We start from the raw sequence: 13,213 nt of genomic DNA on the forward strand, positions 1-13,213 counted from the left end.
ACGTAACGGACATTCCGTCCCCGCCGCGCTTTTTCCCCTGTTACCGTGACCGACAACGCCTTTACCACCCTGCCTCTTCTGCCCGCCCTGCTCGGCAACCTGCAAAGCCTGGGCTTCGAGCAGATGACGCCGATCCAGGCCCAGAGCCTGCCGCTGATCCTGGAGGGCCGCGATCTCATCGCGCAGGCCAAGACCGGCAGCGGCAAGACCGCGGCCTTCGGCCTGGGCGTGCTGCAGAAGCTGGACCCGGCCCGCCTGGCGCCGCAGGCGCTGGTGCTGTGCCCCACGCGCGAGCTGGCCGACCAGGTCGCGCAGGAACTGCGCCGCCTGGCCCGGCAGATCGCCAACGTCAAGGTGCTGACCCTGTGCGGCGGCGCCGCGGCCCGTCCCCAGGCCGAATCGCTGGCGCGCGGCGCGCACCTCGTGGTGGGCACGCCCGGCCGCATCCAGGACCATCTGGCGCGCGGCAGCCTGGACCTCTCGGGCCTGAACACGCTGGTGCTGGACGAGGCCGACCGCATGGTCGACATGGGCTTCTACGACGACATCGTCGCCATCGCCTCGCATTGCCCGCCGCGCCGGCAGACTCTTCTTTTCTCCGCCACCTATCCCGACAACATCCGCAAGCTGGCCGCGCGCTTCCTGCGCAATCCCGCCGAGGTCAAGGTGGAAACGCAGCATGACGCCAGCCGCATCGAACAGATCTTCTACGAGATCGACGAGCGCGACCGGCTGGACGCCGTGGCGCGCCTGCTGGCGCATTTCCGGCCGGCCTCCACGCTGGCCTTCTGCAACACCAAGATTCGCAGCCACGACCTGGTCGAGCGACTGCAGGCCGAAGGCATCAGCGCCCAGGCGCTCAATGGCGACCTGGAACAGCGCGAGCGCGACGAGATCCTGATCCAGTTCGCCAACCAGAGCTGCGCCGTGCTGGTCGCCACCGACGTGGCCGCGCGCGGCCTGGACATACAGAACCTGGGCGCGGTCATCAACGTGGACGTCACCAAGGACACCGAGGTGCACGTGCACCGCATCGGCCGCAGCGGCCGCGGCGAACAGAAAGGCCTGGCGCTGAGTCTGTGCTCGCCCGACGAAATGCGCTGGGCCAACCTGATCGAGCAATACCAGGGCGCGCCGCTGGTCTGGGCCGACATCAAGTCGCTGCGTCCCAAGGCGGACCGCCCGCTGCGCGCGCCCATGATCACCCTGTGCATCCAGGGCGGCAAGAAAGACAAGCTGCGTCCCGGCGACCTGCTGGGCGCGCTGACGGGCGACGGCGGCCTGGCGTTCGAGCAGGTCGGCAAGATCAATATCGGCGAATTCGCCTCCTACGTGGCGCTGGACCGCCAGATCGCCAAGCAGGCGTTCTCGCGGCTGTCCAACAGCAATATCAAGGGACGGCGTTTCCGCATGCGCTTCCTGGAAGCGTTCTGAACCGGCCTGCCTTCGTTGCAAAACGTCGCGGCGCCGCCACAAACGGTTGATGGTTTCACTACGCTCTTGCCATAATGAGTCGGTCCGTCCCCGGTTCGCGGGGCGCGGAACCAAAGGCTCGCAACCTGCTCCAACGGCCGCAGTCCCTTTCAACCATTAGAAGAGAACCCACCATGATCAAGTCCGATGACACCGGCAAACTGATCCTGCGTCTAGCCCTCGGTATCCTGATACTCCTGCACGGCTTGTTCAAACTCACCGGCGGCGGCGTCGGCGGCATCGGCGGCATGCTGTCGTCGCACGGCCTGCCCGGTTTTCTCGCCTATGGCGTCTACGTCGGCGAAATCATCGCCCCTGTCCTCCTCATCATCGGTATCTACACCCGCCTGGGCGGCCTGCTGGTCGCGATCAACATGCTCGTCGCCATCCTGCTGGCCCACAGCGGGCAGATCGGCAGCCTGACCAGCAACGGCGGCTGGGCCCTGGAACTGCAAGGCATGTTCCTCTTCGCCGGCCTGGCCATCGCCTTCATGGGCGCCGGCCGCTTCAGCCTCGCCGGCAACGGCGGACGCTGGAACTGAACGCCGCGCCGCCGGCTGTTCCGCGCCATGGGGGCCGCTCGCAAGAGCGGCCCTTTTTCATGGCTTCCGGAATCATTGATACGAACGACATCAACCGTCACGCAAACGCAAACATCCGTCACCTGAAAGCTGTTTCGGAACGATTACAGTCCAGAACTGCAAGCGCCGGCCTATGGCCTAATCCTTACAAGCGCAATCGGGGCGCACGCCGCGCCTGGCGCTTGGCAGGAGTCGCACAATGAAAAAAAGTCTGTTGCTGATGCTGGCGGTGTCCAGCGCCCTTACCGGATGCGTGGTGGTGCCGGCCCGGCCGGCCCATTACCGCCCGGCCCCGGTCTACTACACGCCGCAGTACTACTACCCGGCATACCCTGCGCCGCATTACTACTATCGTGGCCACTGATCCGCGCATCCGTCGCGTAAAGGAAAAACCATGATCGCCCCTACCCGGATTCTTACCGCGCGGCCGCTGGCCGCGGCCGTGCTGCTGGCGGCCAGCGCCGGCGCGGTCGCGCAAGTCTATGAAGCGCCGCCGCCCGCGCCCGCCGCTCCCGTGTACGAGGGCGGCGATCCGGCCGACGCCAACCTGGCGCTGGTGGACCGCAGTCCCGAGCCGCCGCCGCCCCTGCCCGTCTACACGCAGCCGCCCGCTCCGGCCGACGGCTATCTCTGGGTTCCCGGGTACTGGAGCCGCAACCACTACGGCTTTTTCTGGGTGCCGGGCGCCTGGGTGCTGGCGCCCTACGTGGGCGCGCTGTGGACGCCGGGCTACTGGGGCTTCGCCAATGGCGTGTACATCTGGACCGCCGGCTACTGGGGGCCGCACGTGGGCTTCTATGGCGGCATCAACTACGGCTTCGGCTACACCGGCATGGGCTATGTGGGCGGCTACTGGAAGCGCGACCGCTTCTACTACAACCGCTCGGTCACCAACGTCAACATCACGCGCGTGACCAACGTCTATCAGCACAACGTGGTGGTCAAGAACGTGGACCAGCGCCGCGTCAGCTACCACGGCGGACCGTCGGGCATCCAGCGCCGCGCCGATCCCCGCGAACTGGCCGCGCGCAAGGAACGCCACACGCCTCCCACCCAGATGCAGCACGGCTACGTGCGCGACGCCAGCCGCGACCGCAACCAGTCCTACGAACGCAACCGCGGCCGCCCGCCCCAGGCCTACGTCAACCACGCGTCCGACCCGCGGCGCCCGGACAATGGCGCGCGGCCCGGCAACGGGCCGGACCGTCAACGCGGCGGTCCAGACCGCGGCCAGGACGGACGCAGGGACGCGCCGCCGCCGCAACAGCAGCGCGAGCAGCAGGCGCGCCAGCAGGATCGCCAGCAACAGCAGCGCGAACAGCAGGTGCGCCAGCAGCAGCAACGCGACCAGCAGGCCCAGCAGCAGGATCGCCAGCAACAGCAGCGCGAACAGCAGATGCGCCAGCAACAGCAACGCGACCAACAGGCCCAGCAGCAGGCCCGCCAGCAACAGCAGCGCGAACAGCAGATGCGCCAGCAGCAGCAACGCGACCAACAGGCCCAGCAGCAGGCCCGCCAGCAACAGCAGCGCGAGCAGCAGATGCGCCAGCAACAACAACGCGACCAACAGGCCCAGCAGCAGGCCCGCCAGCAACAGCAGCGCGAGCAGCAGGCTCGCCCGCAGGGCGGCGGCCGCGACCAGCCGCGGGGCGAAGGCAATGGCAATGGCAACGGTCGCGGCCAGTCGGGGCGCGACTAGCCGGCCTGGACCCCGGCCCGGCGCGGGACTACAGTAGTAGACCCACCGACGCCCCGACCGAAGGAGATTCCGATGAAACGCACCGCCACCTGCCTGTTGCTATGCGGCCTGCTGGCCGGCGGGTCCGCCCAGGCCGCGCTCACGGTCGGCGCCCCCGCGCCCGACTTCAACGCCCAGGCTTCGCTGGGCGGCGACGTGTTCACGTTCAAGCTCGCCGAGGCGCTCAAGCAGGGTCCGGTCGTGCTGTATTTCTTTCCGGCGGCCTTCACCCAGGGCTGCACCATAGAGGCGCGCAATTTCGCCGAAGCCACCGATGAATACAAATCGCTGGGCGCCACGGTGATCGGCGTCTCGACCGACGACATCGGCACGTTGAAGAAATTCTCGGTCAGCGAATGCCGCAGCAAGTTCGCGGTGGCCGCCGACAGCGACGGCAAGATCATGAAGGCCTATGACGCGGTGCACGACAAGCGCCCGGAATACGCGCAGCGCGTGTCCTACGTGATCTCGCCGCAGGGCAAGATCCTCTATGAATTCACGGACATGAGTCCTGAATCGCACGTCGCCAACACCATGCGCGCACTGCGGGCGTGGAAGACCCGCCAATAAGCGCCGCTAATTGAACGGCCACACCGGCGGGTGCGTGCCCGGCGGGCTCGACGGGCGCGTCCAGCGCGCCGGCGTGGACGAGAAATGCGCGGCATGGCGCAGGCTGACCAGTTCGCCGAAGCCGGAGGGCTCGGTTTCCAGCAGGCCTTCGAAGCCCGGCATCGGACAGGCCAGCCCGCCTTCCACACGCCCCAGGCTGCGCAGCCAGTGCGCGGTCTGGGCCAGCGATACCTGCACGTGCCAGCTGCCGCCTTCGGTCGCCTGGCGCGCCAGCGCCGCCTGCGCGCCGAATGCCATCAGATAGCCCGAGGCATGGTCCAGGATCTGCATGGGCAACGGCTTGGGCGCGTCCTGGCCGGCCGCCTGGGCCTCGGCGTGGTTGAAGCCCGTGGCCATCTGCACCAGCGAATCGAAGCCGCGGCGGCCGGCCCACGGCCCCTTGGGACCGTAGGCCGACAGCGACACATAGACGATGCCGGGGCGGATGCGCGCCGCGTCCTGCGGGCCGAAGCCCAGCGCGGCCAGGCCGCCGGGACGGTAGCCCTGCACGAACACGTGCGCGCTGCGCAGCAGATTGCCCAGCGCGATGCGGCCGTCGGCCGTGTCCAGGTCGGCCAGCACCGACAGCTTGCCGCGGCTGGTTTCGATGATGTTGTCGATGTTGGGCAGCTGCGGCGAATTCACCAGCATCACGTCGGCGCCGTAGGCGGCCAGCGCGCGCCCGCAGACCGGCCCCGCGATGATGCGGGTCAGGTCGAGCACGCGGATGTCGCTCAGCGGCCGCGCGTCTTCGCCGTACTTGGGCAAGGGCCGGGCGTCGGCCTCGCCGATGCGTTCTATGGTCAGGAGCGGCTGCGCGGCCAGCGCCTGGCCCTGGGGATGATGGTCCCATTCGTCGAAACTGCGCATGGCCGCCACGGGCAGGCCGGCGTCGGCCGCCACCTGCTCGAAATCCAGCGCTTTCCAGCGGCTCAGGGCGCTCTCGACGGCGGCGCGCGTGGCGCCGTCGCCCTGCGGGCAGCCCAATAGCGCCAGCGCGCCATCGCGGTGATGGGCGAAATTGGCGTGGATGCGCACCCAGCCGCCGTCGCCGCAACGATACATGCCGGTGAGCGGGTCGCGCGGGTCCAGCGCCACGCCGTTGATCTTGAAGTAGCTGCGGCACTCCTGCGCCGCGTGCAGCATGTCCACGCCCACCTGCTGGCGCGCGCCGCCGCGCAGGTGCCAGAGTTCGGCGGCCGCCAGCGCGGCCGCGGCCATGCTGGTCTGCGCCGCCGTGCCGACGGCGAAGGACGAGGGAAGGACCGGATCGGCGCCCGTCAGCACGACGTGGCTCAGGGACTCGGCCGGCATGTCGACCGAGCGCCAGAGTTCCTGCAACACGTCCTGCGGCGCCTTGGCGGCACGCGGGCGACCCTTTAAAAAGGACGGGCGTAGGTCCATCAGATTTCCCATAGCATTCTCTAGTCGTTTATTGGGATTACATGGCGCGGCTCCCATCCGCGTCAATATGCGTGGGTCCCTGGCGTGTTTCATGGTTTGACCGCCGCGCGGCCCGCCCGCGCCCGGACGGACACATCTACTCTTAGTTTTTACATCGGCTCGCGCTCAGACGCCGGCCGCGGCCTGCTTGTCCAGGCGCTTGATGAACACCTGCAGTTCCTTGACCACCTGCTGGTCGCCGCGCGCCTGCGCCGCCTTCAGGCCCGACTCCCAGGCCTCGCGCGCGCCGGCCGTGTCGCCGCGTCCCAGGCGGGCCTTGCCCAGCCACTTCCAGCCCACGGAATAGGCCGGATCGAAGGCCAGCGCCACGCGCAGGTGTTCCTCGGCCTGGTCGAACCGTTCGCGTTCGGCGTAGGCCTTGCCCAGCGAAAAGCGCAGCAGCATGTTGTCCGTGCCCTTGGCCAGCATCGCCTCGAGGCGTTCGATCATTCCATCCATAGCCGCTCTCCTTCAGCCGCTTGACGATTTCGTTGCCGTACATGATAGGACGGCGCCCGCGCGGCCCGCACAATGGCCCCGCGCCGCGCAAGGAATCGGCGCAGGTCCGCCCGACCTACGGGTATACCCTTAACGACGGCAGGGCTTTGTCCGGGCGACGCGGCCGCCCTGCCCTAGAATCGCGCCCTTGCCCTTTCCATGCCGCCGCCGCGGCCCACCGTTGTTTTCCTCCATGCCCCTGCACCTCATCGCGCTGGCCGCCGCCGCTTTCGGCATCGGCACCAGCGAGTTCGTCATCATGGGCCTGCTGCCCAACGTCGCCGACGACCTGCACGTCGGCATCGACATCGCCGGCCTGCTGATCACCGGCTACGCCATGGGCGTGGTGGTCGGCGCCCCCATCATGGCCATCGTCACCGCCCGCCTGCCGCGCAAGGCCGCGCTGATCGGCCTGGCCAGCACCTTCGTGCTGGGCAATCTGCTCTGTGCGCTGGCGCCCGGCTATGCCCTGCTGATGGCCGCGCGCGTGTTCACCGCGTTCTGCCACGGCGCGTTCTTCGGCCTGGGCGCGGTGGTGGCCGCCGACCTGGTGCCGCGCAACCAGCGCGCCAGCGCCATCGCGCTCATGTTCACCGGACTGACGCTGGCCAACGTGCTGGGCGTGCCGCTGGGCACGGCGCTGGGCCAGGTGGCGGGCTGGCGTTCCACGTTCTGGGTGGTCAGCGCCATCGGACTGGCGGCCGTGGCCGCGCTGGCGGCATGGCTGCCGGCCCGCATCCCGATGCAGCCCGGCAATATCCTGCGCGAATTCAAGGTGCTGCGCGACGTGCGCGTGGTGTGGCCGCTGGCCGCCAGCGTGCTGGCCTCGGCCGCGCTGTTCTGCGTGCTGACGTATATCGCGCCGCTGCTGCGCGAGGCGACCGGCGTGTCCGAACGCGGCGTCACCGGCGTACTGCTGCTGTTCGGCGTGGCGCTGACCGTGGGCAGCACGCTGGGCGGCAAGCTCGGGGACCGCAATCTGGAGGCCTCGCTGCGCCGCATCTTCGTGGGCCTGCTGCTGGTGTTCCTGGCGCTGAGCCAGGCGGTGCATGCGCTGGCGCCCATGCTGCTGACGGTGTTCGTCTGGGGCGTGCTGGGTTTCGCCGTGGTGCCGCTCTTGCAGACGCTGATCGTGGACCAGGCGGCCGAGGCGCCCAACCTCGCCTCCACCTTGAACCAGGGCGCGTTCAACCTGGGCAACGCCACCGGCGCCTGGCTCGGCAGCCTGGCGCTGGGCCACGGCCTGCCGCTGACCGGCCTGCCCTGGATCTCGGCCGGCATCACGCTGGCCGTGCTGCTGCTGACGCTGTGGGGCACGCGCTACTACGGCCGCCACGCCGCGGCTACACTGGACGCACCGGCCGGCGTGCTGGCGCCCTCGCGTTCCGACGCCTGAGCGCGCAGCCCCGGCAGCACAAAGGTGGCCCGATGAGCACGATCTACGATTTCTCCGCCCGCGGCATCGATGGCGCGGAACGCCCCCTGGACGCGTATCGCGGCCGCGTGCTGCTGGTCGTGAACGTGGCTTCCAAGTGCGGCTTCACGCCGCAGTACGCGGGCCTGGAGGCGCTGTACCGCAAGTACCGCGAGGCCGGGCTGACGGTGCTGGGCTTTCCCTGCGACCAGTTCGGCCACCAGGAACCCGGCGACGAAGCCGCGATCCGCGAATTCTGCAGCACGCAGTACGACGTCAGCTTCCCGCTCTACGCCAAGATCGAGGTCAACGGCGACGCGGCCCATCCCCTCTACCGCTGGCTCAAACAGGAAAAGCCGGGCCTGCTCGGCACCGGCCGGATCAAATGGAACTTCACCAAGTTCCTGGTCGGACGCGACGGCCGCCCGATCAAGCGGTACGCGCCCACCGACACGCCCGCAAGCCTGACCGGCGCCATCGAGAAAGCGCTGGCCCCGTCCGCCTGAAGGCGCGGCACTGATCAGCGCAGCGGCGGCAGCCGGCGGCGCACGGTGTGCGCCTTGACGATGGCCGTATTGGTTTCGGCGAATTCGGTCACGCGTTCCAGGATGCCGTCCAGGTGCGAGATCGAGCGCAGCACCACCCGGGCGATGAAACAGTCGTCGCCCGTGACCTTGTCGCATTCCACGAACTCCGGGATCTCCTGGATCAGCCCTTCGACGTGGCGCAGTTGTCCCGGCAAGGGCCGGATGCGCACGACGGCCTGCAGCGTGTAGCCCAGCGCCACGGGATCGAGGTCCACCGTGTAGGCGCGCAGCACGCCGGATTCCTCCAGCCGCCGCAGGCGGTCGGCCACGCTGGGCGCGGACATGCCGACCTGGCGCGCGAGGTCGGCGGTGGTGGTGCGCGCGTTGGCGTCCAGCATCTCCACGAGGCGGCGGTCGATACCGTCCAGCACCGGGCCTTCATTGGTATTTTCGTTTTTTAGGTCGTTGCGCATAAATTTCACCTAAACAAAGGTTCTATGAACGATTGACCGCAGCAACATCATATAACCAGCTTGATCCGCCTGGGATAATTTTTCCATCGCATACCGAGGCCGCGCGCCTCCTGGAGAAATCTCATGGCTCCCTCATCGGAACGCATCGGCCTGGCGCAAATGACGGCCGCAATGACGCTGTCGGGCACGCTGGGCGTGTTCGTGCTGGAATCCGGGCAGAGCGCCTGGAACGTGGTGTTCTTCCGCTGCGTCTTCGGCGCGGCGTCGCTGTTTCTGTACTGCTGGCTGCGCGGACTGCTGCGGCCCGGGCTGTTCACGCGCAAGACGCTGGCGCTGGCGCTGGCGGCCGGCGCGGCGCTGGTCCTCAATTGGGTGCTGCTGTTTTCGGCCTACCGGCTGGCGTCCATTTCGCTGGCCACCGCGGTCTACAACGTGCAGCCCTTCTTTCTGATCGGCCTGGGCGTGCTGTTCCTGGGCGAACGGCCCACGCGCGGCAAGCTGGCCTGGTCGGTCATCGCGTTCGCCGGGCTGATGCTGGTGCTGCGATTGTCCGAGGCGGGCAGCGCGGGCGACGGCTATCTGGCGGGACTGCTGCTGGGCCTGGGCGCGGCCGCGCTCTATGGCGTGACCGCCTTCATCGTCAAGCGCCTGACGGGCATCCCGCCGCAGGTGCTGGCGCTGGTGCAGGTCGCGCTCGGCGCGCTCATGCTGCTGCCGATGGCGGACTTCGGCGCGCTGCCCGCCGCGCCCCTGCAATGGGGCTGCCTGGTGGCCCTGGGACTGGTGCATACCTGCCTCATGTATATCCTGATGTACTCGGCCATCCAGAAGCTGCCCACGACCTCGACCGCCGCGCTCAGCTTCATCTATCCCGCGGTTGCCATCATGCTTGATTTCCTGGTCTACGGACACCGCATGGACGGCTCGCAGATCGTGGGCGTGGCGATGATTTTCATGGCGGCCGCCGGCGTCAGCCTGAACTGGAGCTGGCGCCTGCCGCGCCGGGCGCGGCCGGGCGCGGCCTGTTAGGCGGATGGCGGCGCCGCCGGCCAAACCCGTATCCAGTCCCCGGTTATTCAGGGCGCGGCCGGCGGCGGCCCGCTATCATGGGCGTTCCGCCCGGCCGCCGCCGCCGGCGCCACGAACAGGACACCCCCATGATCGATCTCTATTACTGGACCACGCCCAACGGCCACAAGATCACGCTGTTCCTCGAAGAAACCGGCCTGCCCTACAACATCCACCCGGTCAACATCAGCCGGGGCGACCAGTTCAAGCCCGAGTTCCTCGCCATCGCGCCCAACAACCGCATCCCCGCCATCGTCGACCAGGCCCCGGCCGACGGAGGCGCGCCGCTGTCGCTGTTCGAATCCGGCGCGATCCTGCTCTACCTGGCCGAAAAGACCGGCCGCTTCCTGCCCGCCGACCTGCGCGGCCGCGCCGAAGTGTCCCAATGGCTGTTCTGGCAGATGGGCGGGCTGGGCCCCATGGCCGGCCAGAACCACCATTTTTCGGGCTATGCGCCCGAGCGCATCCCCTACGCCATCGACCGCTACGTCCGCGAAACCAACCGCCTGTATGGCGTGCTGAACAAGCGCCTGGCCGACCGCGAGTTCGTGGCCGGCGACTACTCCATCGCCGACATGGCCGCCTATCCCTGGATCGTGCCGCACGCCAAGCAGGGCCAGGATCTCAACGAATTCCCGCACCTCAAGCGCTGGTTCGAAACCATCGCGGCAAGGCCCGCCACCGTGCGCGCCTACGCGCTAGCCGACACCGTCAACACCGCGCCGTCGGTCAGCGACGAGGCCTCGCGCCGCATCCTGTTCGGCCAGACCGCCCAGAACGTCACCCGCTGACAGGAGCCGCCATGCCCGATCCGCAACTGGTGTTCCGCCGCGCGCGCCTGGCCGATCTTCCCGCCATCGTCGCGATGCTGGCCGACGACGAACTCGGCGCGGCCCGCGAAAATCCCTCGCTGCCCCTGGACCCGCGCTACACCGCCGCCTTCGGCGCCATCGCGCAGGACTGCAACCAGTTCCTGGCGGTGCTGGAGCGCGATGGAAGCGTGGTCGGCTGTTTGCAGTTATCGTTCATCCCCGGCCTGTCGCGGCTGGGCCAGTGGCGCGGCCAGATCGAGAGCGTGCGCATCGCCTCCTCGGCGCGCGGCGCCGGCCTGGGCCGCGCCATGTTCGAGTGGGCGATCGAGCAGTGCCGGGTGCAGGGTTGCAGCCTGGTGCAGCTCACCACCGACCGCGCGCGTCCCGACGCGCGCCGGTTCTACGAAAGCCTGGGCTTCAAGGCCAGCCACGACGGCATGAAGCTCAGCCTGTAGCCACTGTTTTTCTGTTTGTTCATTACCGATCTGGAATCAGCAAGGAGCGCCCATGCATGGCGAATACAAAGTCCCCGGCGGCAAACTGGTGGTCGCTGACCTGGAAGTGCGCGACGGCCGCCTGGCCGACGTGCGCATCAGCGGCGACTTTTTTCTCGAGCCCCCCGAAGCGCTCGAAGCCATCAACCGCGGCCTGAACGGCCTGCCGGCCGACGCCGGCGAACTCGAACTGGCGCTGGCCGTGCAGTCGGCGCTGCCGCCCGGCGCGGAGATGTTCGGCTTTTCGGCCGAGGCCGTCGCCGTGGTGCTGCGGAGGGCGCTGGCATGACGCGCACCGACTGGAACGATTACGACTGGGAGCTGGTCCACGAAGGCCCGCAGCCGCCCGCGCTGCACATGGCGCTGGACGCCATCATCACCGACGAGGTCGGCGCCGGCCGCCGCCCGCCGACGCTGCGCATCTGGGAATGGTCCGCGCCGGCCGTGGTGATCGGCCGCTTCCAATCGCTCAAGAACGAGGTCGATCCCGAAGGCGCGCGCCGCCACGGCATCGAAGTCGTGCGCCGCGTCAGCGGCGGCGGCGCCATGTTCATCGAGCCGGGCAACTCCATCACCTATTCGCTCAGCGTGCCGCAGGCGCTGGTGCACGGCATGAGCTTCCAGGAATCCTATGCCTTCCTCGACGCCTGGGTACTGGACGCGCTGCAGGGGCTGGGCATCAAGGCCTGGTACCAGCCGCTCAACGACATCGCCTCGGAGATCGGCAAGATCGGCGGCGCCGCGCAGGCGCGCCGTTCCGGCGCGGTGCTGCACCACGTGACCATGTCCTACGACATCGACGCCGATAAAATGGTGGAGGTGCTGCGCATCGGCCGCGAAAAACTGTCGGACAAAGGCACCACCAGCGCGAAAAAGCGCGTCGATCCGCTGCGCACCCAGACCGGGCTGGCGCGCGAAGCCATCATCGACCGCATGGTGGAAACTTTTGCCGCGCGCCATCGTCTGAGCCCTGGGCAGGTCGGCGAGGCCACCCTGGCGCAGGCGCAGGCGCAGGCCCTGGAAAAGTTCTCCACGCCGCAGTGGACGGGCGTCGTCCCCTGAGCTGCCGTGTCCTGATTCTCTGGAGGTAATTCAATGCGTCGCATGTACACGCCGCGAGGCGCGACCAGCGGTCTCATCCTGGGCGCCGCCATCCTGGCGCTGGCCGGCTGCAGCAGCGCGCCGCCGGCCGACATCACCCTGGCCTCGCCGGCGCCGTCGGCGCAATCCACGCCGCAGCAGCTGGGCGACCTGGCCACCGAACGCATCCAGTGGGCCTCGAACAAGCCCGGCTGCGAAGGCGACTGCCCGCGCATCGAAATCGACAGCGTGGCCTTTCCCGGCATCCCCAAGCTGACGGCGCTGGTCGATCACGTGCTGGCCTACATGACCGGCACCGACGCCAACCGCCGCGGCCCCTACGACACGCTGTCCGAATACACGCAGTACTTCTGGTCCACCGCGCGCCCGCGCGACGCCACCTATTTCAAGGCCAGCGTCAAGGACACCGTCGGCGACGTGATCGCCATCGAGCTGCACACCGAGCAGTACCTGACCGGGGCCGCGCACGGCATTCCCGCCACGCAGTACCTGAACTGGGAACGCAGCCGCGGCCGCGTGATGAGCCTGGACGAAGCCCTGATACCGGGCCGGCGCGCGCAATACGTCGCCGCGCTGCAGCGCGCGCACACCAAGTGGCTGGAACAGAATCCCGACGCGCGCCGCGATCCGGCGACGTACAACCGCATGTGGCCGTTCCAGGAAAGCGACAATTTCGCGCTCACGCGCGACGGCATCGTGGTCAAGTACGACGCGTATTCGATCGCGCCGTATTCGCATGGCGAGCCCGAACTGAGCATCGCCTATCCCGATCTGCGCGGGATACTCAAGCCCGAACTGCTGCCGCAGTCCTGAACGCCTGTGGCAGGCGCCAGGCTGCGGCGTGGCCGGGGTTCGGGTGAGCGGACTGAGAGTGGAGCTAGGGAGGTGGCCGCTTTTTTCGCGTCTGTGGCCGGGTAAGACGCCCAGTCCGCTCAGTGCAACCGCGGCTCGGCGCAAGGGGCGGCGCGTGCGCGCCGCCCGC

At 68.5% G+C, this 13,213-nt stretch carries 16 protein-coding genes; 13 read left to right on the forward strand and 3 right to left on the reverse strand.

The features are described from left to right. Positions 1-45 precede the first annotated feature (45 nt). From dbpA to AC1M14_RS14545, 5 genes are all read left to right on the forward strand, one after another. On the forward strand, positions 46-1,434 hold the full coding sequence (gene dbpA, locus AC1M14_RS14525) for an ATP-dependent RNA helicase DbpA (protein WP_102770998.1): 1,389 nt from the start codon (positions 46-48) through the stop codon (positions 1,432-1,434). A 173-nt stretch (positions 1,435-1,607) separates the two neighbouring features. Then, positions 1,608-2,015 (forward strand): DoxX family protein, encoded by a 408-nt coding sequence (locus tag AC1M14_RS14530; RefSeq protein WP_209166162.1) that lies wholly within the window; start codon positions 1,608-1,610, stop codon positions 2,013-2,015. 238 nt (positions 2,016-2,253) lie between these two features. Then, a complete protein-coding gene (locus tag AC1M14_RS14535; RefSeq protein ID WP_168202122.1) occupies positions 2,254-2,418 on the forward strand; it encodes a hypothetical protein in 165 nt (54 codons plus the stop codon). A 30-nt stretch (positions 2,419-2,448) separates the two neighbouring features. After that, positions 2,449-3,753: an adenylate cyclase gene (locus tag AC1M14_RS14540; RefSeq protein ID WP_479729884.1), complete on the forward strand. Its 1,305-nt coding sequence runs from the start codon at positions 2,449-2,451 to the stop codon at positions 3,751-3,753. A 72-nt stretch (positions 3,754-3,825) separates the two neighbouring features. After that, positions 3,826-4,362, forward strand: coding sequence for a peroxiredoxin (locus AC1M14_RS14545; RefSeq protein WP_102770995.1), 537 nt, complete (start codon positions 3,826-3,828; stop codon positions 4,360-4,362). A gap of 6 nt (positions 4,363-4,368) precedes the next feature. Here the strand turns inward: AC1M14_RS14545 and AC1M14_RS14550 are convergent, their stop codons facing one another. Further along, positions 4,369-5,715 (reverse strand): CoA transferase, encoded by a 1,347-nt coding sequence (locus AC1M14_RS14550; protein WP_440130617.1) that lies wholly within the window; start codon positions 5,713-5,715, stop codon positions 4,369-4,371. 255 nt (positions 5,716-5,970) lie between these two features. Further along, positions 5,971-6,303: a hypothetical protein gene (locus AC1M14_RS14555; protein ID WP_102770993.1), complete on the reverse strand. Its 333-nt coding sequence runs from the start codon at positions 6,301-6,303 to the stop codon at positions 5,971-5,973. A 232-nt stretch (positions 6,304-6,535) separates the two neighbouring features. Here AC1M14_RS14555 and AC1M14_RS14560 point away from each other — a divergent pair, with 232 nt between their 5' ends. Both AC1M14_RS14560 and AC1M14_RS14565 read left to right on the forward strand, forming a co-directional pair. Next, positions 6,536-7,738 (forward strand): MFS transporter, encoded by a 1,203-nt coding sequence (locus AC1M14_RS14560; protein ID WP_479729885.1) that lies wholly within the window; start codon positions 6,536-6,538, stop codon positions 7,736-7,738. A 32-nt stretch (positions 7,739-7,770) separates the two neighbouring features. Beyond that, complete coding sequence (locus tag AC1M14_RS14565) at positions 7,771-8,262, forward strand: glutathione peroxidase (protein WP_209166165.1); 492 nt, start codon at positions 7,771-7,773, stop codon at positions 8,260-8,262. Between the two features lie 14 nt (positions 8,263-8,276). Here AC1M14_RS14565 and AC1M14_RS14570 read toward each other — a convergent pair whose 3' ends face one another. Then, positions 8,277-8,756: an Lrp/AsnC family transcriptional regulator gene (locus tag AC1M14_RS14570; protein WP_102770990.1), complete on the reverse strand. Its 480-nt coding sequence runs from the start codon at positions 8,754-8,756 to the stop codon at positions 8,277-8,279. A gap of 123 nt (positions 8,757-8,879) precedes the next feature. Between AC1M14_RS14570 and AC1M14_RS14575 the strand changes: the two genes are divergently transcribed. The 6 genes from AC1M14_RS14575 to AC1M14_RS14600 all read left to right on the forward strand — a co-directional run bounded on the left by AC1M14_RS14575 (position 8,880) and on the right by AC1M14_RS14600 (position 13,044). Further along, positions 8,880-9,785, forward strand: coding sequence for a DMT family transporter (locus AC1M14_RS14575; protein WP_102770989.1), 906 nt, complete (start codon positions 8,880-8,882; stop codon positions 9,783-9,785). Positions 9,786-9,913: 128 nt separating this feature from the next. Then, positions 9,914-10,615 carry a glutathione binding-like protein gene (locus AC1M14_RS14580; protein ID WP_102771808.1) on the forward strand — a complete coding sequence of 234 codons (702 nt, stop codon included), beginning with the start codon at positions 9,914-9,916 and terminating at the stop codon, positions 10,613-10,615. 11 nt (positions 10,616-10,626) lie between these two features. Further along, positions 10,627-11,091 carry a GNAT family N-acetyltransferase gene (locus AC1M14_RS14585; protein WP_111825253.1) on the forward strand — a complete coding sequence of 155 codons (465 nt, stop codon included), beginning with the start codon at positions 10,627-10,629 and terminating at the stop codon, positions 11,089-11,091. A 52-nt stretch (positions 11,092-11,143) separates the two neighbouring features. Beyond that, positions 11,144-11,419, forward strand: coding sequence for a lipoate-protein ligase small subunit (gene lplB, locus AC1M14_RS14590; protein ID WP_102770987.1), 276 nt, complete (start codon positions 11,144-11,146; stop codon positions 11,417-11,419). After that, positions 11,416-12,192: a lipoate--protein ligase family protein gene (locus AC1M14_RS14595; RefSeq protein ID WP_111825254.1), complete on the forward strand. Its 777-nt coding sequence runs from the start codon at positions 11,416-11,418 to the stop codon at positions 12,190-12,192. Before lplB ends, AC1M14_RS14595 begins: the two co-directional genes overlap by 4 nt. A gap of 33 nt (positions 12,193-12,225) precedes the next feature. After that, on the forward strand, positions 12,226-13,044 hold the full coding sequence (locus AC1M14_RS14600; protein ID WP_479729886.1) for an RsiV family protein: 819 nt from the start codon (positions 12,226-12,228) through the stop codon (positions 13,042-13,044). The last annotated feature ends 169 nt before the right edge of the window (positions 13,045-13,213 follow it).

The organism is Achromobacter sp. SX5, from assembly GCF_056711425.1.

What these genes read in the sequence shown, in the direction of transcription:
- AC1M14_RS14545 (WP_102770995.1), top strand. Translation starts at nt 3,826, where the DNA reads ATGAAACGCACCGCCACCTGCCTGTTGCTATGCGGCCTGCTGGCCGGC.
- AC1M14_RS14560 (WP_479729885.1), top strand. Translation starts at nt 6,536, where the DNA reads ATGCCCCTGCACCTCATCGCGCTGGCCGCCGCCGCTTTCGGCATCGGC.
- AC1M14_RS14595 (WP_111825254.1), top strand. Translation starts at nt 11,416, where the DNA reads ATGACGCGCACCGACTGGAACGATTACGACTGGGAGCTGGTCCACGAA.
- AC1M14_RS14530 (WP_209166162.1), top strand. Translation starts at nt 1,608, where the DNA reads ATGATCAAGTCCGATGACACCGGCAAACTGATCCTGCGTCTAGCCCTC.
- AC1M14_RS14585 (WP_111825253.1), top strand. Translation starts at nt 10,627, where the DNA reads ATGCCCGATCCGCAACTGGTGTTCCGCCGCGCGCGCCTGGCCGATCTT.
- AC1M14_RS14555 (WP_102770993.1), bottom strand. Translation starts at nt 6,303, where the DNA reads ATGGATGGAATGATCGAACGCCTCGAGGCGATGCTGGCCAAGGGCACG.
- AC1M14_RS14535 (WP_168202122.1), top strand. Translation starts at nt 2,254, where the DNA reads ATGAAAAAAAGTCTGTTGCTGATGCTGGCGGTGTCCAGCGCCCTTACC.
- AC1M14_RS14600 (WP_479729886.1), top strand. Translation starts at nt 12,226, where the DNA reads ATGCGTCGCATGTACACGCCGCGAGGCGCGACCAGCGGTCTCATCCTG.
- AC1M14_RS14575 (WP_102770989.1), top strand. Translation starts at nt 8,880, where the DNA reads ATGGCTCCCTCATCGGAACGCATCGGCCTGGCGCAAATGACGGCCGCA.
- AC1M14_RS14550 (WP_440130617.1), bottom strand. Translation starts at nt 5,715, where the DNA reads ATGCCGGCCGAGTCCCTGAGCCACGTCGTGCTGACGGGCGCCGATCCG.
- AC1M14_RS14570 (WP_102770990.1), bottom strand. Translation starts at nt 8,756, where the DNA reads ATGCGCAACGACCTAAAAAACGAAAATACCAATGAAGGCCCGGTGCTG.
- AC1M14_RS14580 (WP_102771808.1), top strand. Translation starts at nt 9,914, where the DNA reads ATGATCGATCTCTATTACTGGACCACGCCCAACGGCCACAAGATCACG.
- lplB (WP_102770987.1), top strand. Translation starts at nt 11,144, where the DNA reads ATGCATGGCGAATACAAAGTCCCCGGCGGCAAACTGGTGGTCGCTGAC.
- AC1M14_RS14540 (WP_479729884.1), top strand. Translation starts at nt 2,449, where the DNA reads ATGATCGCCCCTACCCGGATTCTTACCGCGCGGCCGCTGGCCGCGGCC.
- AC1M14_RS14565 (WP_209166165.1), top strand. Translation starts at nt 7,771, where the DNA reads ATGAGCACGATCTACGATTTCTCCGCCCGCGGCATCGATGGCGCGGAA.